This is a genomic window from Parabacteroides sp. AF21-43 (assembly GCF_003635435.1).
GTDB lineage: Bacteria > Bacteroidota > Bacteroidia > Bacteroidales > Tannerellaceae > Parabacteroides > Parabacteroides distasonis.
Genome location: NZ_QTMG01000020.1, coordinates 74,153 through 98,492, shown reverse-complemented (window position 1 = coordinate 98,492; position 24,340 = coordinate 74,153). Strand labels below are relative to the sequence as shown.

Below are 24,340 nucleotides of genomic sequence, written 5' to 3'. Positions count from 1 at the left end.
ATTTTCCCCCTGATTTATCGGGTGAGCCTAGATAACACTCAAAGTTTTCCATAAAAGATCAATAAACAACGATCAAAACAAGCAAAAGAAAAAAACTGGCATCTGATTATAACAAAAAAGGGAGACTCTTTTAGAATCTCCCTCGTGATCGGGCTGGGATTCGAACCCAGGACCCACAGCTTAGAAGGCTGTTGCTCTATCCAGCTGAGCTACCTGACCATCCTTATTTTCGTGGTGCAAAGGTAAGGATTTTTCTTTTCCTTGCAAACTTTTAGTACACTTTTTTACATATTGAATTTAGAATGGATAACCAACGGCAAAATGCAAGGCGAAATTATCCTTGAAATTAGGACGGGTTATCGCCCAACGCCTAGACTTTTTCTCCTGAGGATTATAAGCCTTGAAGCCTGTATCTAAACGTAGTAGAAAGAAATCAAAGTCCAAACGAAGTCCCAAACCATAGGAAACAGCGATCTCCTTATAAAAACGAGAGAAATCAAAGTTTCCAGCCTTATAGCGTTCATCTGATACATTCCGGGTCCATATGTTTCCGGCATCTATGTAAGCCGCCAATTCAAACTTCCAAAAAAGTTTCGTTCGATATTCCAAGTTCAAATCCAAGCGGATATCCCCCGATTGAAGAGCGAAAGAAGTCGTGCTGTCAACTTCCATACTACCCGGACCTAACTCTCGTACAGACCATCCCCGGACACTATTCGCTCCCCCCGAGAAATAAGCACGCTCAAAAGGTAAATAGTTTGAGTTACCATAAGCCATCCCCACTCCCACTCCTATATGGAAAGCTAACTTGTTACGACTGTCAAGCACGATTCCTTTACTAAAATCGAAATCCAATTTCACATATTGCGCATATTCCGTACCAAACAACTCATAATAACCGTCATCATTTTTCTTCGCCCCCGTAAGATGCGAAAAGGCACTCAACAAATTCCCTGCGACCTCGACCGACGCACGTAGGGAATGCGTGTTTCTCAAACGATTCTGGGGAGAATAATTGCTGAAGGAATAAGTATATCCCGAACTCATGATAAAATGGTTCGTATAGTTATACAACACCATATAATCCGGCAAGCTATTGATAAAGTCCATATTCTTATCCGGCAAATACACATAATTCAAGTCTACAAGCTTAAAGGTATGGCGTGCCTGTGTATTGCCCCGATCTTGCCAAATATAACTCCAACCACCAGATAGAATCGCCCTCGTATACTCCGGACGTTTTTGCAGGTTGTAACTTATTTTCGCTTCAGTTGACGCACGTAGCCGCCTACGAAAATCCGAACTCAAGAACGGGAACAAGAAACGAGGAAACAGCAAGGACCCTTCCGCACCTAACTCCCAGTAATTACCAAAGCCATTCGCCTTATTTCCGGATAACGCCTCGTAAGCCCCTCTCACCCTCGCCGAAAACAGCTCCGATCCTCGGAAGATATTCCTATGCTGATAATTCAAGCTGGAGGCAAACCCATAATCACCCGCCGAGTTAGTGCCTTCCAAATCCACTCCCACCGTATTTATCTTCGCGGGAGAAGTAAGAATGTAACAATCCAACTTCATCGTATCCCGCTCCTCTACTTCCGTAAAACGTATATTTACATTCCTCAAAGCCCTTAGAGAAGCGAACGCTGAATAGGTCTGCTCTATATTCTTCTCACTAAATAATTGCCCCGGACGAATATAAGTACTCCTCCGGAGCACGCTCGGACGGATACTCTTCCCGTTCCGGCCATATACGATATTCACCCCTGCGCTGAGCATCGTATCTGTAGCCATGAAACTAGCGTCCTCTCCTACCCCCATCGGATTATAATCGGTTAAGACCGTTACATCCTTAATATAATACTGACGATGCGGCTGATCCTCTACCGACCCATTGGGCAACACCTTCCGATAAGGTTTCATGGACATATCAAGATCCACGACATTTTGGTTAAAAGAACTATCAGCGATATATCCTAAATAATCCCGATTAAAACCATAATACCCGTTCCAGCGAAGTAAGGTCGTAATACGCTCCCGCTCCTTGTCCAATATATCCCGGTCAAATAAAGTTCCTTCCTTAACTAATTGGTTATACTCTTCCTGTGAGGACCGGAACGCAGAAGCTAAGGGAGAGCGGCGAGGCGCTTTCAGATGTGCCAAACTATCAATTTTCGGATCGGGGAACTTCATCGTGTAATTGCGTATCCTATACGGATCGTTCGCCTTTATATGGTAAGTTACAACCGCTTTCTTATGGCGTGTCGTATCGATCGTCGTTGATACATCCGCATGGACATACCCTTTATTAATGTAAAAACGCTCTAGTTCCATGGCGGACTGTTCCACCAACATCGTATCCAGCACCACGGGAGGCTCACCAATCCTACGTAACTGTTTATTGATCCATTTCTTCTCATTCTTACCAGACCAATCATAGACAAACAACTGCCACTTCATCAGACCAAACACCTTGAAGTTTGGTTGCTGCCTAAGATAAGATTTTAAATCCGCAGACTTATAATCCTTGTTATCCGACACGATCTCCACCTTATCCAGCAAATATTCCCCATCCGGCACAAACTTGGTCGTACTACAAGAGGCTAGCAGTAGTACGATACAGATAAAATAGCATATACGTAGAGATCGATTCATCATTCCAAGCTTTTTACGATCGCGAATGTACTGGAATTTAAAGAATTTACCGTACTTTTGTTTTGTAAAAAGAACTAAGATGCTAAGCAAGACCAAAGTCAAATACATCCGTTCTCTGGAATTAAAGAAATTCCGGAATGAAAATAATGTTTTTGTAGCCGAAGGAAATAAATTGGTAGCCGATATGTTACCGGCCTTTGAATGTGAGTTATTAATAGCCAAGCCATCTTGGATGGCTACACAAGGCGATATTCCGGCCAAGGAGTTATTGGTAGCGGAAGAAGATGATATTCGTAAAGCCAGCTTCCTGAAAAATCCCCAAGATGTACTCGCGATCTTTAAACGCCCCAATTGGGATATAACGGAAATAACGCCGGAAAAGGAGCTTGTTCTCGCATTAGACGGAATCCAAGATCCGGGCAACTTAGGTACGATCATCCGGTTAGCGGACTGGTTCGGTATTTCCCATATCGTATGCAGCAAAGATACCGCCGATGTTTTCAGTCCAAAAACCGTACAAGCCACTATGGGTGCGCTCGCCCACGTAAAAATACATTACACCGATCTGGAAACGTTCTTACAGGCCCAATCTGCCCAAGCCATACCTTTATACGGCACCTTCCTTGGCGGAGAAAACTTATATGAGAAAACCTTATCCGGAAACGGTATCTTGATAATGGGTAATGAAGGAAATGGAATACGTCCCGCCATCGAGGCTTTTGTAAACGAAAAATTGTATATCCCGAACTATCCGGAAGGAAGAGACACCTCAGAGTCTCTCAATGTGGCTATCGCTACAGCCGTGGTCTGTGCCGAGTTTCGCAGACGCCAAGGGAATCCCGCTTAAACGATATATATGGACTGAACAACCCGGCGTAATCTTTTCGGTTAACGCCGGCCAAGATCCCATCACCTGCTTAAAACCAATCGCCGGTTCCGAGGAAAGAACCGGCACCAGCACTCCATCATAAAAAGCGGTTCCAGCTATCTCCTCATTCAACGGGTAAACACCATGAAACACACCATTATCATCCAGTTCGATATAATGCATACGATAAACCTGCTTACACCAAACGTAATGAGCGGCAATTCTTCTCATAAGTACAATAAACAAATAGAGAGATTACTTAATAGAATCCTTAGGTAATTCGGCAAGCTCCTTACCATAGTTATATTTCATCAAGCTTAAGCTATCTATATACACCTTATAATAAGTCGTATCCATATTATCCATACGGATATATCCAAACACACGCTTTACTTTCTTAGTTGGTATAGTCTTCAAGATCGTCTCGTGATATCCATCTTTCGTGATCTTACTATTCACCGTCAAGGTCGTATCACCTTGGTCCGCACTTAAACGTACCTCCGGCTCATAAGCCATTTTGTTATTCAATCCCCAGACACGCATGCCCAGCACGAAACTACTGCCCGAGGAATAATTCGTTTCCGGACGTATATCGAAAGTCACCCCATTAAATACAGAGGTAGGAGACAAGACCAGATAAGAACGGCGAGGCCAAATATCCACAGAATCCCGGTTCGATACCGGCGCAGCGTCCGCCTGCACATCCCCTAAGTTATTGATCCGTTTATTAAGATCGGCCAAGACCCGGTTGTAGACCTCCATATAAATATCCAAGTTACGGCCGTACCACACCAACGAGCTATCATACACCGCTTGTGTAATATCATGCTTACGGAATACAGACTCATACAAGGCAAGCTTCATGGTATCGGATTTATAAGTATTATAATCCACATTTACCATGGCCTCAGCCAGCAACATATCCGTCAAGACACCCTGCATCTTTTTCTCCGACAGAATACCATCCGGAACCTTACTACATGCCGCCAGCAACGTCGTGGCTAATAAAGCCATACCATATATCCGTAATTTTCTCCGCATTTATTTCTCTTCTTTCGAAAGGCTAGCCGACAAAGTATGCCGATAAAATATTAACAAAAGGAAAACTCCCACGCAAATCGCCGAGTCCGCCAAATTAAAGATCGGACGGAAGAAAACGAACTCCTGTCCACCCCAGATCGGAACCCAATCAGGGAATACGGTCTCTATCAATGGGAAATAGAACATATCCACCACCTTACCATGCAGCCAAGAGGCATAACCACCTCCCTCCGGCATAAAAGTAGCGAGTTGCCCGAAACTATGGTCGAAGATCACGCCATAGAATATCGAGTCGATTATATTTCCCACCGCCCCCGCGAAAACCAAAGATATACAGGCAATAAAACCGAATTTATAATTTTCTTTAACCAGCTTATACAAATAATATCCGATAAACAATACAGCCACGATACGGAATACGGAAAGGAATAATTTCCCAATCACCTCTATACCGAATGCCATACCCGGATTCTCGGTAAAATAGAGATAAAACCACGGAGTTATCTCTATACTCTCATGCAACTGCATGTGGGTCTTAATCCATATTTTCAGCGCTTGGTCAAGAAGAAGGAGCAGTATTATGATTAACACTGCTCCCCAACCTTTAGAATATCTCATTTACTTTGCACCTCCTTGTTTTGCTTCGATACTTAAAGTCGCATGAGGCACGGCACGTAGCCTTTCTTTCGGGATCAATTTACCAGTCTCCCGGCAAATACCGTAGGTCTTATTCTCGATACGGATCAAAGCGGCCTGCAAATTCTGGATGAATTTCATCTGGCGTTGCGCCAAACGGCCCGCCTCTTCCTTCGATAACGTAGAAGCACCTTCCTCCAGCACCTTGAATGTAGGAGACGTATCAGCCACGTCGTTACCGTCGGAATTCGTAACCCCTGATCGCAAAAGCTCGTAATCCCTCTTCGCGATTTCCAGTTTCTCTAATATAATAGCGCGGAACTCCTCGAGCTCAGCGTCTGAATATCTTGTCTTCTCTGCCATGGTTCTAAAAAAAATTTAGGTTCAACAATCGTTCAAATATCAATCAAAAAGAAGAATTAAGAATGAATATAAAATCATATTATTTCTTCTTTGCATGCAAAGATAATATAATTATCGATTTTCCTATATTTCATTCCTAATTCTTCCGCAAGAAATGCTATTCTATTTTTAAGCTTTCTCGATCTTTACGGACAATTTAAAGTCCTCGAAATCGAGTTCCGTAGCGTCGCTGATCGCATTATCCATGATTTCGATAGATTCCGCCAATACTTGGTTAGCGATATAATCCTTATAATCATGGATCGCCTCATCCATCTCCTCGCAAGAAAGAATGGATACATGGATCTTATCCGTTATATCGAAACCGCTGCTCTTACGCAAGTTTTGGATACGATTCACCAACTCACGGGCCAGCCCCTCCTTACGCAAATCCTCGGTTACGGTAATATCCAAAGCGACTGTCAAGCGACCTTCATTAGCGACCAACCAACCCGGGATATCCTCAGAGATGATCTCTACATCCGTACGCTCCAAAACGGCCTCCTGTCCATCTACCATCAAGGTAAACGTTCCGGCTTTCTCGAAAGCGTTGATATCTTCTTGGCTCATCGATTGAATCGTGGCGGCCAACGCCTTCATGATCTTTCCGTAGCGCGGGCCCAACTTCTTAAAGTCCGGTTTGATCTTCTTCACCAAGATACCTGCCGTATTATCCACGAACTTCAGCTCCTTCACGTTCACCTCGTTCAAGATCAGGTTCTTCACGGCCTCGATACTCTCTTGTTGATGAGCGTCTACAACCGGAATCATTACCGTATGCAACGGCTGGCGAACCTTGATATTCACCTTGCGGCGAAGAGCCAATACCATAGAAGAAACATCTTGAGCCATTTGCATACGCTCTTCCAAATTCTTGTCGATCTTAGACTCGTCGTAAACCGGGAAATCGGACAAGTGTACGGACTCAACGTTCTCACGTCCCGTAACAGCGACCAAGTCCAAGAATAACTGATCGGCATAGAACGGAGCGATCGGAGCCATCAACTTAGCCACTGTCTCCAAGCAAGTATATAAAGTCTGGTAAGCGGACAACTTATCCTCCGTCATACCACCACCCCAGAAACGGCGGCGGTTCAAACGCACATACCAGTTACTCAAGTTATCATTTACGAAATCAGAGATAGCACGTCCGGCACGAGTCGGCTCGTAAGCCTCCAAGTAGCCATCCACATCCTTCACCAAGCTGTTCAACAGAGAAAGGATCCAACGGTCAATCTCCGGACGCTTGCTCCATTCCACATCCGGATCGGAGTAGTCGAAGCCATCCACGTTCGCGTACAAAGCAAAGAATGAATACGTATTATATAATGTACCAAAGAACTTACGGCGAACTTCTTCGATACCATCGATATCAAACTTAATATTATCCCATGGTGAAGCGTTCGTGATCATGTACCAACGCAACGGGTCCGAACCATACTTCTCGATCGTAGAGAATGGATCAACAGCGTTGCCCAAGCGTTTAGACATCTTGTTTCCGTTCTTATCCAATACCAGACCGTTAGACACGACAGCCTTGTAAGCCACGCTATCAAAGATCATGGTGCCCAGAGCATGCAGGGTAAAGAACCAACCGCGTGTCTGGTCAACACCCTCAGCGATAAAGTCAGCCGGATAGATCTGACGATTATCGAACTCCTTCAAGTTCTCGAACGGATAGTGGATCTGGGCATAAGGCATAGCGCCGGAATCGAACCATACATCGATCAAGTCTGTCTCACGCTTCATCGGCTTGCCGGAAGCGGAAACCAAGATAATATCATCCACATACGGACGGTGCAAATCGATCTTCTCGTAGTTCTCCTTCGTATAATCTCCCGGAGCGAAGTCCTTATAAGGGTTAGACTCCATAAAGCCGGCCTTCACCGATTTCTCGATCTCGCCGAACAGCTCTACCACGGAACCGATACACTTCTCCTCGCTACCATCTTCCGTACGCCAGATCGGTAACGGAGTACCCCAATAACGACTGCGGCTCAAGTTCCAGTCTTGCAAGTTCTCCAGCCATTTGCCGAAACGTCCCGTACCCGTGCTCTGCGGTTTCCAGTTGATCGTATTGTTCAACTCGATCATGCGCTCACGGCAAGCGGTCGTGCGGATAAACCAGCTATCCAACGGATAATACAATACCGGTTTATCGGTACGCCAGCAATGCGGGTAATTGTGGACATGCTTCTCGATCTTGAACACCCGGTTCTGGGCCTTCAGCATCATGCAGATCTCAATATCCAATGTCTCATCTTTATCCGTCTTCGTATCATCGTAAGCGTTCTTCACGAATTTTCCTTGCCATGGATCATAATCAGAGGCGTTCATACAATTTTGTACAAACTCCGGAGCCAAGTCTTCCAGCTTATAGAACTTACCGGTCATATCCACCATAGGGCGCATATTTCCATCCTTATCCTGCATCATCAAAGGAGGAACCCCGAATGTTTTCGCCACACGGTTATCGTCCGCACCAAACGTCGGCGCGATATGTACGATACCCGTACCATCCTCTGTCGTAACGAAATCACCCGTGATCACACGGAATGCACCTTCACCCGGATTTACCCATGGGATCAATTGCTCATATTTCATACCGGCCAACTCGGAACCCTTCCACTCACCTACTACGCTGAAAGGAACCAGCTTGTCACCCGGTTTGTAATCAGACAAAGAAAGCTCAGCGGCTTTCGGATTGAAATAAGCAGACAATAAATCTTTCGCTATAACAGCAGTCATCGGGATACCCGTGTAAGGATTATAAGTCTGTACAGCCAGATAAGTAATATTCGGGCCTACGCAAAGCGCCGTATTGGAAGGCAACGTCCAAGGAGTCGTTGTCCATGCCAAGAAATAAGGATCGCCGAATTGTGCCATCTCCGGTTTCGGGTCCAATATATGGAACTGTGCCGTACAAGTCGTATCCTTCACGTCACGATAACAGCCTGGTTGGTTCAACTCGTGCGTGCTCAAGCCCGTACCCGCAGCGGGAGAATACGGTTGGATCGTATAGCCTTTATATAAAAGACCTTTCTTATAAAGCTCTTTCAATAGATACCACAAGGTCTCGATATAGCGGTTATCATACGTGATATACGGATTCTCCATATCCACCCAATAACCCATCTTCTGCGTCAGATCCTCCCACTCTTTCGTGAACTTCATCACGTCCTTACGGCAAGCGGCGTTATACTCAGCGACAGAAATCTTCTTACCGATATCTTCCTTCGTGATGCCCAAAGCCTTCTCCACGCCCAACTCGACAGGCAGACCGTGTGTATCCCAACCCGCCTTACGATTCACCAAGAATCCCTTCATGGTTTTATAGCGGCAGAAAATATCCTTAATCGAACGGGCGATAACATGGTGAATACCCGGCATACCGTTTGCGGATGGAGGACCCTCGTAGAATACGAATGTAGGATGTCCCTCTCTTGTTTCAAGACTCTTATGGAAGATGTCTCCATCCTTCCATTTCTTCAGCACCTCTTTATTTACGTTCGACAAGTCAAACTTAGAATATTCGGTAAATTTCTTACTCATATCGCGATGTATTTATCTTGCTTCTAAAAAATTGCCGCAAAGTTAGTGATTTCTTTCGAATTAGACAATATGGAATTTTCATTAATGAAAGCACAGGTTTCTTCTGCGTGAAACAAATTTTAGTTAAAGCAGAAAAGTAACAGTATCTGATAAAATCCTATTAGGAAACCTACCGGCTCTCTCCTACTTTTGCCCCTGAATTTAAATCTAACACCTACTAATAAAATGAACATTAAGAGTAAATTCGGTTATTTATGTTGCGCCTTCCTATTGACCACTAGTTTATGGGCACAAGACGTATTGATTTCCACGAGGAATACCTCATTATTGCTAGACGCACCTGTCGGCGGAGAGGTAAGATTCATCTACTATGGAGACAAGTTATCCACTTCCGATGCGGCTACCTTGCTCGAGACCGAGCAGAAAACATTTTCCGCTTATCCGGTCTACGGCTTGAATTGCCCCTCCGAAAGCGCATTGTCCGTTACCCATGGCGACGGGAATATGACCCTTCAACTGGAAGTCATAAAAGTAGATACACGAAAAGAGCAAACGGCAGATATCACAACGATCCGATTAAAAGATAAAGTGTATCCTTTTTATATGAATCTCTGTTACAGAACCTATCCGGACGCCGATATCATCGAGACTTGGACAGAGATCACGCATGAGGAGAAAAAAGCGATCACCCTCAATCGTTTCGCTTCCGCTTATCTGCCGATCCGGAAAGGAGACGTATGGGTTTCCCACTTATACGGCTCATGGGCAAACGAGGCTCAATTGGCACAAGAACCGTTACGACCGGGCATCAAGATGATAAAAAACAAGGATGGTATCCGCAACTCCCATACCGCCCACGCCGAAGTGATGATCTCCCTAGACGGAAAACCAAAGGAAAACACCGGTTCCGTTATTGGCGCCGCCCTATGCTATAGCGGTAACTACAAATTATTCTTCGATACGGATGATAGCGACTATCACCATTTCTTCGCGGGAATAAACGAGGAGAACTCGGCTTACACCCTCAAAGCCAAAGAAAGTTTCCGTACACCGGAATTGGCGCTGACTTACAGTAAGGACGGCTTAAGCGGAAGCAGCCGAAATTTCCACGCATGGGCACGCAAACATAAGATAGCGAATGGAGCGACCGCCCGGAAAATCTTACTAAACAGTTGGGAAGGTGTATATTTCGATATCAATCAAGAAGGTATGGACCAAATGATGAGTGATATCCAGTCTATGGGCGGCGAGTTGTTCGTCATGGACGACGGCTGGTTTGGCGATAAATATCCTCGTAATAAAGATAACTCGTCCTTAGGGGATTGGATGGTTGATGCCCGAAAACTACCAAGAGGCATCGAGGGCCTGATCGCCGACGCCAACAAGCATGGTATTAAATTCGGTATCTGGATCGAGCCGGAAATGGCCAACACGACAAGCGAATTGTACGAGAAGCATCCGGAATGGGTATTGAAAGCTCCAAACAGGGAAATCGTCCTGGGGCGTGGCGGTACACAGGTCGTTCTTGATCTCTCCAATCCCGAGGTGCAAGACTTCATATTCGGTATCGTCGACAACTTGATGACAACATACCCGGAGATCGATTATATCAAATGGGACGCCAATATGAGCATCCTGAACCATGGCTCCCAATATCTGCCTTCGGATCAGCAAAGCCATATGTATATCGAATATCACGAAGGATTCAAGAAAGTCTGTGAGCGTATCCGAGCCAAATACCCGGATTTAACCCTACAGGCTTGCGCCAGCGGTGGAGGCCGGGCAAATTACGGTGTCATGCCTTACTTCGATGAGTTTTGGGTAAGCGACAATACCGATGCCTTACAGCGTATCTATATGCAATGGGGTACTTCTTATTTTTTCCCGGCTATCGCCATGGCCTCACACATCAGCGCCGCCCCCAACCATCAAACATTCCGGGTCATTCCCCTAAAATATCGGATCGACGTAGCGATGAGCGGCCGTTTGGGCATGGAGATCCAACCCAAGAATATGACAGAAGAAGAGAAAACACTTTGCCGCAAGGCGATCGCCGATTATAAGACGATCCGTCCCGTCGTGCAATTCGGCGATATCTACCGTCTGGTTTCTCCGTACGATCGTTTGGGAGTAGCTTCCTTGATGTACACTTCACCGGAGAAAGACAAAGCCGTATTTTATTGGTGGAAGACCGAGCATTTTGTCAACCAACATTTACCCCGTGTAAAGATGAACGGATTATCCCCAGACAAGAAATACAGAGTCTGCGAACTGAACCGGATCGACAACGAGCCTCTGGCCTTCGAGGGTAAAGCTTTCACCGGAGAATATCTCATGGCGAACGGACTGGAAATCCCTTATAATCACATTGTCGATTATCACAAACAGAATGATTACTCGAGCCGGGTGCTTTATTTGGAGGAAGTTAAATGATGAATAAATCATTCTCCTTCCAAGGCGATCAATAAGGCGATCACCTCCGAATAATTAGCGGTTCCAGTAGGTATCTTATTGCCTTTCAGGAAAAGATTATAGACCACGTCTTGTGCCTCGCCGATCAACGGGCTGTATAAGGATTGCCAATAGGCGACTTTCTCGTTATACAAGTCCTTGATCTCGGGGCGTAATCTTTTCTTCCATGCCTCAAAAGCGTCCTTATCCAAAGCCACATATGCGTTACTCAGCGCATAAGGCAGCAAAGAGAAGTAACCAGAGAACCGGATTTCCGGCACGGAAGAACCCGTGCATATTAAATAACTGTATAGATTAGCCTCGGCCTCGTTGGATATACTAAGCACATGAGCCATCTCATGGGCGTAGGTGGCGGGATATTGCACGGGCAAGAGCTGGCCGTTCAAATTGAACTCCGTAAAAAACGGCCCCATATATCCCATCACCCCTACTCCACTCATCAACCGGGAGAACAGCATCGTTTTAGGATGAAGATAGGTTCCGGGAGTGGTAAGCCCGAAACGAGTAGGCAATTCCCGATATCCTTCCTGCACCGCCTCTTTCACGACCTCCCGATCGATCGTCTCTATCGGAACCCATGAGGCGTTCAGGGAATCCGTGTAGGCATCCAAGAAGGATTGGAAATGTTCCGAGGAAAAAGGCACATAAGTGGTTCGCGTACGAGTGAAAAAATCTTCCCGGAAATAATTCAATCCCCAAGCGATATAGAACCAGACATACACCCATGCCAGATATTCCACGACATGCCTTATTGTCCTCCCGATCCTCCGCCTCCTTATAATCGCATACGACAGATACCCTAATAACCCGGCGATGCTACCATAAATAAAACAATCCCCTACGGAAAAAGGGAACAAGCAGGAGAAACGAGATAGCATACCCGATACCCATGGATAAATCGAACGGGAATACCATTCGCCTAATCTGGGATTTCCCATCACGATCCATATTGCGACAAGAAAAATCGCCAATATAATCCAACGAACACGTATCTTTTTTAGATATTCAAGTTTAATCATAGGAGGCAAATATATCATATCCTTTTCAGTCCACACAGTTTTATTATTAAAAAAGAACTAACGCTCCACAACTACAGAACATACAGACAACACAAAGCATATAAACTAACACTTGCATCCTGTTATTTCCATTTATCTTTAAGGAAAGATGCAAAAAACGTCTTCGTCCATATAATATAGCTTGGTCAAATACTAAACCGGAACATTGCAATACATCCAACAATTTTTCCGGCCCATCGGCAACATAGCAATCTGCCGCTTCTCCTTTCAAGTGTTGGCTGGTAACGACCCCGCCAGCAAGACGATTTACCTTCTCATTCCGATATCCACTCAATATAGCAATCGGTGCCCCATACAATAGACGTAATGGTTCCAATAAACCAACTGCCAAATTTTGAAGGGCTAGACATGCACAAGGAGGAGGCTGATTATTTATCGCATTGTCCACGGCAATACCACTATAAGTAAACTCATCCAAACAAAAATGCTCTGTTAACCTTTTATCATGTCTTTCCATAATTTTCAATTTTCAATTATTAATTTTCAATTTATAAGAGTAGTCCACTCCAAAAAGGGCCCCGGCAAACGTACTGATCTCACCGAAAGCCACCAGTACACTGTTATCGATCAATCCTTGCGGATCAATCCAGAATCCGCTGAAGAGAAGTGTGATCCCGCTCATTGAGAGCAGGATCGCAACAATTAATTGAATCGTCAAACGCCTCATAGCTCTTAGATTTCATCCGGACTTTCACTATCACTCCCGTTTCCACCCGTATCTTCTTCATTTGGAAGCACAGTCTTCTCAAAACTTGTCCGGCTCTTGGCTACGCGTAGCGCCTTGCCCGGGTAGAACCGTACTTTCGGCTCCCGAATCAAGTTCGTTGAAAACGTCTTCTCATCCGGTACCCCCGACGATCCGAAACAAAAGCGGAAAAGTCCCAGCTCACCTACACTGACACGCCTGCCATGCTGTAAATGACGGACCAACACCACATTCATACGATCCAGAACCGCCTTCACGCTAGCGCTACCTACACCAGAGCTATCTGCCACCTCCTCCGCAAATTCATCAAAAGTAACCAGATCTCCATACACCATTTGAGCGTATACCTTTTCAGGAATAGATTCGTGATCCTCACCTAGATTCTTTCTCATTACTAATTTAAATTTCAATGCCATAACTATACGTTTTTAATGAATAAATGAATGTAACCATGCTTCGAACACATGACAAAGGTATAATAGCCACAAAGCCTGACTTCGATGACGCAAAACAGTTAACGACCTAGCAGCCAACACACACATTCCCAAATCAACGAAAAACACACCAAATTTCATCGACTTCAATCCACGTACATTTAACATTTATCAATAAAGAATCACATCTCATCCGTTATTTCCCTCTTCCCCGCCAGTTCCAAAATATCACTTGGTAATATATTCAATGCGCTCAAACGGCTAGCCAAGGATTTCGGCAAGACCTCCGAATTAGGATCCGATAAACTCCGGACGGAAAACGCCATACATAAACAAGCCGCCAAATGAGAATAAGGCAAACGCCCATCCCGATCCGTAAACTCCACCAGCTTCGCCATCCGCAAAAACAAGTCCGGTCGATGCAACTCATAACGGGCATTCTTCCACGGCGTATGCCTTGTCAAATACCACACCATCAAGTTCTCCCCTCGCTCCCCATCCAAATAACCATCCACCAATCTCCGATATCCCATCGGCAACTCTTCATAATGCCCAAAAGCCAGCTTACAAAACCCCAGCAAATGCCTTTCTCTATCTTCCGCCGACAATCCGGCCAGACGCACACTAAACAACTCAACGGTAGGCCAACCCCGAAATTCGCCTAATAGTCCCTTCAAATCTTTCATAAGATTTTTCATTTCCACGATCACAGGGGGAATATTTATCCCTGCGCCGCAGAAGGCCGAATCCCACATTTATATATGGATCATCAAGGCATACATAAAAACAGAACCGGCCTCCTTACCTCCCCGAAGGGAGAAAGAAGACCGGTACAAAATCTTTATTCTATATCGATTCTACAGTCTATTCTATCATCTACACATTCATCATCGCACCTTTGTGGTTCTCATTTCTTGCAAACACTTCCATGGAAGTTCCTCTTTCTTTTTTGGCGTTATACCGATAAGCATATCGGCGATATGTACTCCCATGATTGACACCATGGGAGTTGAAGACATAGAAGAGGAGATATCTTAAAAATCGACTCCACATAAACAAAAGTAAACCGCCAATAGTGCTTTCCTAATTAATTTATGGCAATCACGCAACACCTTTGTTGGTACTCTAATTAGAGCATGCACCAATGTATAGGCTCTTTTGTAGCACCTACCTAATTTTATGTTAAAAACATTGAATTTAACCATTAGTACATACCAACTCTATATTCTGGGGTATGAGATTAACAAAGTCCTTACAATCATTAAAAATATTTTTAAAATATTCACCAAGGAAATCCCAAGCTCACTTCCCCCGCTGCCTCACAGTACTGATTACACCATGATATGCAGCTGCCATTTCTACACCTTCGTCACGACCAAAGTGTAACATACTGTTACATTGCATAGTAAGTGATCATCAGACTCTTTCTTCAAGAATAAGATTCTCTTCATTATAATCACGTTCCTTTCTAAAGAAGAAATCCAAACTGTCCGTAAAGACCAAGGCTCTCTTTTCACCTCCTTGATCATACGCTTTAACATATTAGCCCGGACATGTGACAGGCACAGTTGATGTTCAGCCTCCTTAAATGTACGGATTTCAACCCATCTCCTATGAAAACATCTTAACCATTTTTCAAACAGGTTATACGGTACCTTATTTCTAAAACAGAAGGATCGGATGGAATCCTTGTTCGTGACCGCTTCGGATTTGTAGCGGAGGAAAAAAATTTCAGAATTGTTATTGCTCTACATATTAATTGGGTTTTAATTACAGCAACAAAGATCTATATTTCTGTTGAATGATGCTATACGTCATTTTTGGACGCTAACCTTAATTTAGATTAATCCCTTCTATATACATCTCGTGTATATACCTTATTTTTCACATCATCCAATTCCACATCATATCGATTGGCTATAATAGCCGCACTACGTTTTTTAAAGAGATCCAAATCATTAACAACTTCTGACCCAAAAAATGTAGTATTATCCGACAAGGCTGGTTCATAAACAATCACAGTAGCTCCTTTTGCTTTCACTCGTTTCATTATTCCTTGAATAGAAGATTGTCTAAAATTATCAGAATTAGACTTCATCGTCAATCGATAAACACCGATCGTAACAGGATGTTCCCGTACACTACTCCATTCATTCTCTTCCCCGTAAGCATAATAACCCGCCATACGAAGTACTTGATCTGCTATAAAGTCTTTCCTAGTCCGGTTACTCTCCACAATCGCTTCTATCAAATTTTCGGGTACATCCGCATAATTAGCGAGTAATTGTTTTGTATCTTTCGGCAGACAATACCCCCCATAGCCAAAAGAAGGATTATTATAGTGATTACCGATACGAGGATCCAAACACACACCATTTATGATCGATTGAGTATCCAACCCCTTCATTTCCGCATACGTATCCAACTCATTAAAATAAGAAACACGTAGTGCAAGATATGTATTTGCGAATAGTTTTACGGCCTCAGCTTCTGTCAACCCCATAAATAAGGTATCTATATTTTCTTTTATAGCACCTTCTTGCAACAGTTCAGCAAAAATATGAGCGGCATCTACCAATTCCGGATCAGACAAATCCGTACCCACGATGATCCGGCTAGGATACAAATTATCATACAAAGCCTTAGACTCTCTCAAGAACTCCGGACTAAAAAGAATACGCTTTGTATGAAACCGCTCACGTACGGAAATCGTATAACCAACAGGTATCGTACTTTTAATGACCATAAAAGCATTTGGATTAAAACGAAGCACCTGCTCTATCACAGCCTCAACAGCGGACGTATCAAAGAAATTTCGCTGGCTATCATAATTTGTCGGAGCCGCTATCACCACAAAATCAGCGTCCTTATAAGCCATCTCCGCATCTAGCGTAGCTTTCAAATTCAATTTATGACTAGCCAAATACTCTTCTATGTAATCATCTTGAATCGGTGATTTTTTATTATTGATCAAATCTACCTTCTCAGGAACTATGTCTATGGCTACCACCTCATGATGCTGTGATAACAAAGTGGCAATTGATAAACCAACGTAACCGGTACCGGCTACGGCTATTTTGTATTGTTTGTTGACTATATAGCTCATTTTATAATTATTTTTCAACGATTTCCATACATTTCTACATAGTAATCTTGGTATTCACCATTAATAATATTTTCACACCATTCATGCTTCTCCAAGTACCATCTCACAGTCCTCTCGATACCCTCCTCGAATTGCAAGCTAGGCTCCCAGCCGAGTTCCTTTTGCAACTTTGTTGAGTCGATGGCATAGCGTACGTCATGGCCTAAACGGTCAGTCACGTAGGTGATAAGATCCATATCCTCACCCTCTTTACGTCCTAACAGACTATCCACCGTATTGATCACCACCTTGATGATATCGATATTCTTCCACTCGTTGAAGCCACCGATATTGTAGGTCTCGGCGATCTTTCCGTTGTGGAAAATCAAGTCTATCGCACGGGCATGATCCTCCACGAACAGCCAGTCGCGCACGTTCTCGCCCTTGCCATAGACCGGTAGCGGCTTGCGGTGACGGATGTTGTTGATGAATAGGGGTATCAGTTTCTCCGGGAATTGATAGGGGCCATAGTTGTTTGAGCAATTTGTCACGATGGTCGGCATGCCGTAAGTATCGTGATAGGCACGTACAAAATGGTCTGAACTTGCCTTACTCGCTGAATAGGGCGAATGAGGATTGTATTTCGTTGTCTCATAGAAGAAATCATCTCCGTATGCCAAGTGATGCTCACCGGAGGAAGCCGCTGTCATGAACGGGGGCTCGATTCCTTCCGGATGGTTCATCGTCAACGCTCCATACACCTCATCGGTAGAGATATGATAGAAGCGTTTACCCTCATACTTCTCCGGCAGGCTTTCCCAATACAACTTAGCGGCTTGGAGCAAAGCCAAAGTACCCATCACATTGGTCCGGGCGAATGTAAACGGATCCTTGATACTTCGGTCTACATGGCTCTCGGCCGCCAAATGGATGATACCATCGATCTGCTCATCCCGCATCAATTGATAGAACGCCTCAAAGTCGCAAATGTCCATCCTCACAAACTTATAGTTTGGTTTGTCCTCCACATCCTTTAGGTTTGCCAAGTTGCCGGCGTAGGTCAGCTTGTCCAAATTAATGATGTTATATCCCGGATATTTGTTTACAAACAGACGTACAACGTGAGAGCCGATGAAGCCCGCACCACCGGTGATTACTATATTTCGTTTTGCCATGATTCTTAACAGTTGTTTTTTAAATTAGTGATACATCGTTTTAAGGATTCCGTCCAATAAGGAACTCGAACGCCGAATGTTTCTTTGATTTTTGTTTTGTCCAATACCAAATAGGACGGACGTTTTACGGGGCTGGGGAACTCGTCGCTATGACAAGGCCGGATATCACAAGCGGTCGTGCCATTGTATTCGGCGATCATCTTCGTGAAGTCGAACCAAGAGCAGACCCCCTCGTTGGAGTAATGATAGATGCCGCTCTTGCCATAAATAGCGCAAGCTATGTCCGTCGCATAATCACGCAAGACTGCCGCTATGGCTTTCGCCAAATCGTAAGCGTATGTCGGTGTACCAGCCTGATCGAATACCACCTTCAGTTGGGGCCGAGTAGCCGTAAGGTGCATCATCGTTTTGCAAAAGTTTTTCCCGAACTCACTGTACAACCAAGCGGTACGAATTATCACATGCTTGCAACCTACAGTCATGATCTTCTGCTCACCCCGCAATTTTGTCATACCATACACACCGGTTGGCGTACCCTGTTGATCCTCTTGGCAGGGCACATTGTAAGGCTCTTTGCCAAACACATAATCCGTAGAGATCTGCACCAACAAACCATTGACCGCCTTCATCGCCTTGGCCAAATTTTCCGGGGCCTCGGCATTCAGCCTCTCGGCCAACGCCTCATTACTCTCCGCCGCATCTACGTTGGTATAGGCGGCGCAATTCACGATAACGTCGATGCGCCGCTCCGCAACCAGTACCCTCACCGCTTCCAAATCCGTAATATCCAAAAAGACAGTCTCTACTCCTTCCACTTGATTCACATCCGTGAATACATAGTGGTCATCACTTTCCCGGGTGATGATACGTATCTCGTTTCCCAACTGCCCGTTGGCTCCTGTCACCAATATATTCATCTTATTCAAATTCAAGGTATAAATTTACATGATAATCAAACGGTGAGTCAAAATCCTCCAAGCATGGATGCTTTATATCCTTCTCCGAGAGAAGGGCCTTATCCATTGGTATCCGCCAATCTATGCCCAGACTCTCATCCTTTATACAGATGCCCCCATCCGCTTGCGGAGCATAGAAATTATCGCATTTGTATTGGAAAACAGCTATCTCACTCAATACCGCGAATCCATGAGCGAACCCTCTGGGCACGAAAAACTGGCGATGGTTATCCTCACTCAATTCAACGGCTACATGCTTACCATAAGTTGGACTTCCTTTGCGAATATCCACGGCTACGTCAAGGACACATCCTTTCACGCAACGCACCAATTTGCTCTGCGTAAAAGGGGGCCTCTGAAAATGCAAGCCGCGCATCACTCCGTATGAGGACATACTCTCATTATCCTGTACGAAATTTATCTTACGAACCTTCTCCTCGAACTCTCGCTGCGAGAAACTCTCGAAGAAGTATCCCCGAGCGTCATCAAACACCTTCGGCTCAATGATCACCACGCCCTCTATATCTGTCTTTATTACCTCCATCTTAACCTAAATTCGGATCTCCTGTCTCCTTTAATTCCTCAATTACCTTTAGTAGATATTGCCCATATTGGTTCTTAAGCATGGGTTGCGCCAGCTCTCGCATACGCTCCTCGGTTATCCATCCCTGACGGTATGCAATACCCTCCAAGCAGGCCACTTTCACCCCCTGACGCTTCTCCAATACCTCGATATACGTAGATGCCTCGCTCAGGGAGTCGTGCGTACCGGTATCCAGCCAAGCGAAGCCTCGGCCTAAAGTCTGGACTTTCAGCGCTCCATCCTCCAAGAATCGTTGGTTGACCGTAGTGATCTCATACTCTCCACGTGCGGACGGTTGAATGCTACCCGCTACATCAACAACCTTGTTCGGGTAGAAATACAATCCGACCACGGCGTAGTTGCTCTTGGGACACTCCGGCTTCTCTTCGATACTCAGGCAACTGCCGGCCTGGTCGAACTCGGCCACGCCATAACGCTCCGGATCACTCACCCAATAGCCAAAAACAGTAGCCCTATTCTCTTCCTCCGCAGTACGAACCGCCTCCTTTAGCATCAAGGTAAATCCATTACCATGGAAGATATTATCACCTAGCACCAAGCAAATGCTGTCATCACCGATGAATTCTGCTCCAATGGTAAATGCCTGTGCCAATCCATCCGGAGAGGGCTGTTCTGCATACTCGAAACGCACCCCATAATCAGAGCCATCCCCAAGCAGACGCTTGAATCCCGGCAAATCATAGGGCGTTGATATAATCAAGATATCCCGGATGCCCGCCAGCATTAACACACTGATAGGATAATACACCATCGGCTTATCAAAAATAGGGAGCAACTGCTTGCTCACTCCCTTAGTGATTGGGTAGAATCGGGTACCCGAGCCACCGGCTAAAACAATTCCTTTCATAATTATGAATTTTCAATTATTAGTATTTAACTCAGAATACCTCACAAATAAAGATCCGGTAAAACAGGACAAATACATTTACAAAGAAAAATCATTCCAACACTTTCCCTAAAAGTCCAATTCCTTTATTTTCCATAAATCCCCCAACATCAAATCAGCTTCAATAGGGGAAATATCCTCAAATCCACTACCATTAGTAAATGTCATTTCACCAAAATAAATTTTCCCATCAACATTATATAGATCTACTCGAACATGAGAAAAGCCTCGAGATAATTTTTTTACTATTTCAATCATTATATCGAAATTTTTCGGCTTATCTACTACACCTTTAAAATTACCATATGATCGTTGATTCCACGCTTGAATATTCCATTTCAAATCATAAACATTTCTAGTATGATTTGTAAATCTATCCATATCAACCCAACAATAGTAAGGCACTCCATCAAAACATAAAAACTTATAGTCAACCAAATCAGAGCCTCTAGAATCTATAAATTCTTCTGCGATAATTTTAGGCGAAATATCCTTATAATGCATTTCACAGTACCTACAACTATAATCCGTCTCTAAAGAGAATTTCAATTTCCTTTTCAACTCTATTTTTTTAGCAAGTGTTATCGCTTTTTTATTGCGAATAATCACCGCATCTCCAGAACCATGATTAGTTTTAAGAACAAATTGATTAGGTAATATATCGAGATTTACATCGTCATATTTATCCCATACCGCTAGTAATGGGACCAAATACTCACTTCCAACTTTATCTGCGACCCAATCTCTCACTTTATACTTATCTGAACACAATGTTTTTCGAGGATCTTTATCGAATAATTTCGCCCACTGCATTTTTTCAGTATAAGTTTTTAGGTTTTCCCAATCCAGTTCTTTACCTTGCCTATTTTTATAAAGACACGCATCATAAGCTTTAAGTTCCTCATCAGACATTCTCGAAACAGCCAAAGACATTTTTTTGTTTCTTAAAAAATCTTTATAATATTCAATATAAGCAATCGATTGGTATATCAAAGGCAATTTAGCTTGAATAAAATGTTTCATAATATATATAATAAGCGACTAATATCTTACTACAAATTTTCTCAACAAAACCATCAACCGTGTTCTACTTTTTAACATAAGTAAAAACACACCAACAGCATAAATAAACATACCTACCAGAAGTTGAAGTATTAATGTAACAATATTTATATTCATTACATTTCCTATTTGAAAAACAAAAACAAACATTACTATCCCAATTAGTATAGGCGGAATCGTATTTAACAAATATTTTTTAATGAAAATTTTTTTTCTAACAAAATACGATTGATATATACAAACAATAATTTCAGCAAAAATAGTTCCTATAACAGCTCCTCTTGCAGCCATATATGGTATCAAAATTATATTCACAATCAAATTAACAGCAGCACCTAAAAACAAGGAAACAACAAATATTTTATCCTCTTTATAAGGTATTAAATATTGAGTTCTTATCACATTGGCAAAAGCCATAAACGGGACTGTCACAGCCAATCCCATTATAAGAATTCCACATTCTTCAAATTCATAACCAAAAAAGATGGGGGCTAACACAAATGAAATACCTGCCAATCCAAAAGAGATAGCTATTGCTAATAACATAACAGCTTCCATCGACATGTCAATTAACTTAAAAACCTCTCCTTTATCCTTACTCGTCACCATATTTGCAATTCGAGGCATAAGAACTACACCAAATGCCATTATCAAACTCATTGGCACATTAATTATTTTTTCAGCATTTTCATAAAACCCGACTTGAACATTCGAAGAAATGGATCCTAGCATAATTTTATCCATATACTTATAAAGACTCAATGCCAATATCGGCAAAAACAATACAAATAGGGGTCGAATATGTTGTTTCATATTAGCCCAAGAAGGCCTCCTCCATGAGACATATTGCTTTAAAGCAAACCAAACTACTGACTGCCCGACAAAAACAGAAAGGGCTAATATTAGCGCATAAATCCAAAGATCAGTTTGTGTCTTAACAAAAACTAAAACTAAAAATACAGACAAAATTTTCACAAGAGTATTTCTTCCTACTGTCAGCTTAAACTTCTCTATTCCAAAGAAAAACCAATTAATATCAAAGACTGCAGCAAAAACATAAATGCTCTGAATAAGAAATATGACCAGATTATCCTCTACAAAAAAAAACAAAAGCACTAAATAAACAAATATTACAATTATTGAAAAAATAATGTGAATTGATAGAATTTCAGAAAAGTTCCTATTCAATTCTTCTTTATTATTTCGAACCATAGCAATCGTTCGACTTCCATAATTTTTAATTCCAAGATTTGCAAACAAAACAAAATAGTTAGCAACTGCATATGTATAAGAGAAAAGTCCTATATTCTCAGCACCTAAAACTCTTGATACATAGGGGATCGTAAATAGAGGAATGAAAACTATCAACAATTCATACAAGAACTGATATACTATATTTCTCCTTAAACTTGGCAAATTTTTACAATTTACATTTTTAAACACCTCACAATCTAATTCTTTTATAAACAAAAAAAGCCATTAAAAAGCTTATGCCTTGAACGGGCTGTGTAAAATAGAATCTAACAAATGAGAAAATCAACTTTTGCAACAATAATAAATAAATTAGCGTATATTTATCATCTGTACCATTTTTCGCTTTTTTATAAAAATGCATAACAAAAAAACCAAACAATACCCCCCCAACAAAAACACCAAACATCCCACCATCTAAGTAAAATTGAAAAAAAGTAGTTACAAATGCATTCATTCTAGCACTCCCAAGTAACACCACATTTTCTAAGTTCATAAATGAAAGATCACGTATAGTAGTTAACCATATTGGATATTTCCAACCCGCAAGCGTTAAAATAAACATAAAAGGATAAAAAACACCATAAAACGAAGCCATACCATACCCATAAACATTAAAAAAAGAAGCATTCAATTCATTTATTCTATATTCTAAATGAGCAATTGGAACAACGAAATATTGATACATTTGAAAGAAAAAATCAACATTTTCACCTTTCCTTGATATCGTTGTAAAAATCAATGATATAATACAAGACAAAACAACCAGTACAATTTTTCTCCTATTTTCTTTTTTCAATTTTATCTTTACACCCTTCCACTTATATAAATATATAACATAAATAGCCATCCATAGAATAACAGATCGACCTCCAGAAGTAAGAACCCAAGCAATAATCATCAGAATAGTTGAAACAATAAAAATCTTATTTCTATTACCTTTAAACCATTCTATTGGGAGTATCGCTATAGCTAAATAGACAGTAGGTGTCGCTATAAAATTTTGTATAGCAACCATATAATTTGATTGTCTCAACAAATTTAGATCTGAAGAAGTAAACAACTCTCGAATTGCAGATAGGGTTAGGCCTGATTGCAATAATCCAATAACAATAACCGCTTGATAAGCTAAATATACAAATGTTATAGAGTATAGAACAATTACAATTTTAAAATTCAATACATATGAATATTTTACATCGCTTTCAAATTTTCTAAAAAAAATATTTTTTCTCCCAAACCATTTCTTTAAATCAACAGATACAAACCCAACAAAAAAAGAGAATAATCCTATAAATAACAACAAATACGTATCACTATTTGGTACAGGAACGCCAAACAACCCTAATCTTGAAAAAGCCAGCAACAGCATCCAAATCAAAAAAAATACAGTACTAGGATTATATAATTTACCATAAACAAACTTACTAAAACAAGCAGCAAAAACACACAACAAAAACGGTGCTATCATAAAAC

General features: G+C 42.5%; 21 protein-coding genes and 1 tRNA gene. 2 read left to right on the top strand and 20 right to left on the bottom strand.

The window, feature by feature from the left end; translation table 11 throughout:
- Positions 1–145 precede the first annotated feature (145 nt).
- Together DWX84_RS14285 and DWX84_RS14280 are read right to left on the bottom strand one after the other, a co-directional pair.
- Positions 146–219 (bottom strand) — tRNA-Arg (locus tag DWX84_RS14285).
- Between the two features lie 78 nt (positions 220–297).
- On the bottom strand, positions 298–2,658 hold the full coding sequence (locus DWX84_RS14280) for a BamA/TamA family outer membrane protein (RefSeq protein WP_005865267.1): 2,361 nt from the start codon (positions 2,656–2,658) through the stop codon (positions 298–300).
- Positions 2,659–2,734: 76 nt separating this feature from the next.
- Here DWX84_RS14280 and DWX84_RS14275 point away from each other — a divergent pair, with 76 nt between their 5' ends.
- Positions 2,735–3,502: an RNA methyltransferase gene (locus DWX84_RS14275; protein ID WP_005855539.1), complete on the top strand. Its 768-nt coding sequence runs from the start codon at positions 2,735–2,737 to the stop codon at positions 3,500–3,502.
- Here DWX84_RS14275 and DWX84_RS14270 read toward each other — a convergent pair.
- The 5 genes from DWX84_RS14270 to ileS all read right to left on the bottom strand — a co-directional run bounded on the left by DWX84_RS14270 (position 3,425) and on the right by ileS (position 9,154).
- Complete coding sequence (locus tag DWX84_RS14270) at positions 3,425–3,754, bottom strand: hypothetical protein (RefSeq protein WP_224202554.1); 330 nt, start codon at positions 3,752–3,754, stop codon at positions 3,425–3,427. The genes DWX84_RS14275 and DWX84_RS14270 overlap by 78 nt on opposite strands.
- 24 nt (positions 3,755–3,778) lie before the next feature.
- The gene (locus DWX84_RS14265; RefSeq protein WP_122297432.1) at positions 3,779–4,564 is read right to left on the bottom strand and encodes a DUF4296 domain-containing protein; all 786 of its coding nucleotides are present in this window, start codon (positions 4,562–4,564) and stop codon (positions 3,779–3,781) included.
- Positions 4,565–5,182: a lipoprotein signal peptidase gene (locus DWX84_RS14260; RefSeq protein ID WP_005865261.1), complete on the bottom strand. Its 618-nt coding sequence runs from the start codon at positions 5,180–5,182 to the stop codon at positions 4,565–4,567.
- Positions 5,183–5,563: a TraR/DksA C4-type zinc finger protein gene (locus tag DWX84_RS14255; protein WP_005855535.1), complete on the bottom strand. Its 381-nt coding sequence runs from the start codon at positions 5,561–5,563 to the stop codon at positions 5,183–5,185.
- 168 nt (positions 5,564–5,731) lie between these two features.
- Entirely contained in the window at positions 5,732–9,154 is a 3,423-nt protein-coding gene (gene ileS, locus DWX84_RS14250) for an isoleucine--tRNA ligase (RefSeq protein WP_005865260.1), read from the bottom strand.
- 225 nt (positions 9,155–9,379) lie between these two features.
- Here ileS and DWX84_RS14245 point away from each other — a divergent pair, with 225 nt between their 5' ends.
- On the top strand, positions 9,380–11,587 hold the full coding sequence (locus DWX84_RS14245) for an alpha-galactosidase (protein ID WP_048927734.1): 2,208 nt from the start codon (positions 9,380–9,382) through the stop codon (positions 11,585–11,587).
- An 8-nt stretch (positions 11,588–11,595) separates the two neighbouring features.
- Here DWX84_RS14245 and DWX84_RS14240 read toward each other — a convergent pair whose 3' ends face one another.
- The 13 genes from DWX84_RS14240 to DWX84_RS14180 form a co-directional block, all read right to left on the bottom strand.
- Positions 11,596–12,645, bottom strand: a complete 1,050-nt coding sequence (locus DWX84_RS14240) for a DUF3810 domain-containing protein (RefSeq protein WP_008778516.1) — start codon at positions 12,643–12,645, stop codon at positions 11,596–11,598.
- 46 nt (positions 12,646–12,691) lie between these two features.
- Complete coding sequence (locus tag DWX84_RS14235) at positions 12,692–13,162, bottom strand: D-Ala-D-Ala carboxypeptidase family metallohydrolase (protein WP_005865254.1); 471 nt, start codon at positions 13,160–13,162, stop codon at positions 12,692–12,694.
- 12 nt (positions 13,163–13,174) lie between these two features.
- A complete protein-coding gene (locus DWX84_RS14230) occupies positions 13,175–13,372 on the bottom strand; it encodes a hypothetical protein (RefSeq protein WP_005865252.1) in 198 nt (65 codons plus the stop codon).
- A gap of 5 nt (positions 13,373–13,377) precedes the next feature.
- Positions 13,378–13,827: an HU family DNA-binding protein gene (locus DWX84_RS14225; protein WP_005865250.1), complete on the bottom strand. Its 450-nt coding sequence runs from the start codon at positions 13,825–13,827 to the stop codon at positions 13,378–13,380.
- 200 nt (positions 13,828–14,027) lie between these two features.
- Positions 14,028–14,531: a hypothetical protein gene (locus tag DWX84_RS14220; protein WP_008778517.1), complete on the bottom strand. Its 504-nt coding sequence runs from the start codon at positions 14,529–14,531 to the stop codon at positions 14,028–14,030.
- A 1,157-nt stretch (positions 14,532–15,688) separates the two neighbouring features.
- Positions 15,689–16,951: a nucleotide sugar dehydrogenase gene (locus DWX84_RS14215; protein WP_005865246.1), complete on the bottom strand. Its 1,263-nt coding sequence runs from the start codon at positions 16,949–16,951 to the stop codon at positions 15,689–15,691.
- 14 nt (positions 16,952–16,965) lie between these two features.
- Positions 16,966–18,105 (bottom strand): dTDP-glucose 4,6-dehydratase, encoded by a 1,140-nt coding sequence (locus tag DWX84_RS14210; protein WP_005865244.1) that lies wholly within the window; start codon positions 18,103–18,105, stop codon positions 16,966–16,968.
- A 5-nt stretch (positions 18,106–18,110) separates the two neighbouring features.
- A complete protein-coding gene (gene rfbD, locus DWX84_RS14205) occupies positions 18,111–19,022 on the bottom strand; it encodes a dTDP-4-dehydrorhamnose reductase (RefSeq protein WP_005865242.1) in 912 nt (303 codons plus the stop codon).
- 1 nt (position 19,023) lies between these two features.
- The gene (rfbC, locus tag DWX84_RS14200; protein ID WP_005865240.1) at positions 19,024–19,605 is read right to left on the bottom strand and encodes a dTDP-4-dehydrorhamnose 3,5-epimerase; all 582 of its coding nucleotides are present in this window, start codon (positions 19,603–19,605) and stop codon (positions 19,024–19,026) included.
- A 1-nt stretch (position 19,606) separates the two neighbouring features.
- Complete coding sequence (rfbA, locus tag DWX84_RS14195; RefSeq protein WP_005865238.1) at positions 19,607–20,512, bottom strand: glucose-1-phosphate thymidylyltransferase RfbA; 906 nt, start codon at positions 20,510–20,512, stop codon at positions 19,607–19,609.
- A gap of 108 nt (positions 20,513–20,620) precedes the next feature.
- Complete coding sequence (locus tag DWX84_RS14190; RefSeq protein ID WP_121961067.1) at positions 20,621–21,574, bottom strand: ATP-grasp fold amidoligase family protein; 954 nt, start codon at positions 21,572–21,574, stop codon at positions 20,621–20,623.
- An 18-nt stretch (positions 21,575–21,592) separates the two neighbouring features.
- On the bottom strand, positions 21,593–23,083 hold the full coding sequence (locus DWX84_RS14185; RefSeq protein WP_233573941.1) for a flippase: 1,491 nt from the start codon (positions 23,081–23,083) through the stop codon (positions 21,593–21,595).
- Positions 23,058–24,335, bottom strand: a complete 1,278-nt coding sequence (locus DWX84_RS14180) for an O-antigen polymerase (protein ID WP_005865232.1) — start codon at positions 24,333–24,335, stop codon at positions 23,058–23,060. The genes DWX84_RS14185 and DWX84_RS14180 overlap by 26 nt, the downstream gene beginning before the upstream one ends.
- Between the last annotated feature and the right edge of the window lie 5 nt (positions 24,336–24,340).

Bases quoted from the DNA above. Each gene is read 5' to 3' on its own strand.
- DWX84_RS14265 (WP_122297432.1), bottom strand. From the start codon at position 4,564: ATGCGGAGAAAATTACGGATATATGGTATGGCTTTATTAGCCACGACG.
- DWX84_RS14220 (WP_008778517.1), bottom strand. From the start codon at position 14,531: ATGAAAGATTTGAAGGGACTATTAGGCGAATTTCGGGGTTGGCCTACC.
- DWX84_RS14270 (WP_224202554.1), bottom strand. From the start codon at position 3,754: ATGAGAAGAATTGCCGCTCATTACGTTTGGTGTAAGCAGGTTTATCGT.
- DWX84_RS14245 (WP_048927734.1), top strand. From the start codon at position 9,380: ATGAACATTAAGAGTAAATTCGGTTATTTATGTTGCGCCTTCCTATTG.
- rfbD (WP_005865242.1), bottom strand. From the start codon at position 19,022: ATGAATATATTGGTGACAGGAGCCAACGGGCAGTTGGGAAACGAGATA.
- DWX84_RS14255 (WP_005855535.1), bottom strand. From the start codon at position 5,563: ATGGCAGAGAAGACAAGATATTCAGACGCTGAGCTCGAGGAGTTCCGC.
- DWX84_RS14190 (WP_121961067.1), bottom strand. From the start codon at position 21,574: ATGAAACATTTTATTCAAGCTAAATTGCCTTTGATATACCAATCGATT.
- DWX84_RS14280 (WP_005865267.1), bottom strand. From the start codon at position 2,658: ATGATGAATCGATCTCTACGTATATGCTATTTTATCTGTATCGTACTA.
- DWX84_RS14235 (WP_005865254.1), bottom strand. From the start codon at position 13,162: ATGGAAAGACATGATAAAAGGTTAACAGAGCATTTTTGTTTGGATGAG.
- ileS (WP_005865260.1), bottom strand. From the start codon at position 9,154: ATGAGTAAGAAATTTACCGAATATTCTAAGTTTGACTTGTCGAACGTA.
- DWX84_RS14180 (WP_005865232.1), bottom strand. From the start codon at position 24,335: ATGATAGCACCGTTTTTGTTGTGTGTTTTTGCTGCTTGTTTTAGTAAG.
- DWX84_RS14225 (WP_005865250.1), bottom strand. From the start codon at position 13,827: ATGGCATTGAAATTTAAATTAGTAATGAGAAAGAATCTAGGTGAGGAT.
- DWX84_RS14275 (WP_005855539.1), top strand. From the start codon at position 2,735: ATGCTAAGCAAGACCAAAGTCAAATACATCCGTTCTCTGGAATTAAAG.
- DWX84_RS14230 (WP_005865252.1), bottom strand. From the start codon at position 13,372: ATGAGGCGTTTGACGATTCAATTAATTGTTGCGATCCTGCTCTCAATG.
- DWX84_RS14215 (WP_005865246.1), bottom strand. From the start codon at position 16,951: ATGAGCTATATAGTCAACAAACAATACAAAATAGCCGTAGCCGGTACC.
- DWX84_RS14210 (WP_005865244.1), bottom strand. From the start codon at position 18,105: ATGGCAAAACGAAATATAGTAATCACCGGTGGTGCGGGCTTCATCGGC.
- DWX84_RS14260 (WP_005865261.1), bottom strand. From the start codon at position 5,182: ATGAGATATTCTAAAGGTTGGGGAGCAGTGTTAATCATAATACTGCTC.
- rfbC (WP_005865240.1), bottom strand. From the start codon at position 19,605: ATGGAGGTAATAAAGACAGATATAGAGGGCGTGGTGATCATTGAGCCG.
- DWX84_RS14240 (WP_008778516.1), bottom strand. From the start codon at position 12,645: ATGATTAAACTTGAATATCTAAAAAAGATACGTGTTCGTTGGATTATA.
- rfbA (WP_005865238.1), bottom strand. From the start codon at position 20,512: ATGAAAGGAATTGTTTTAGCCGGTGGCTCGGGTACCCGATTCTACCCA.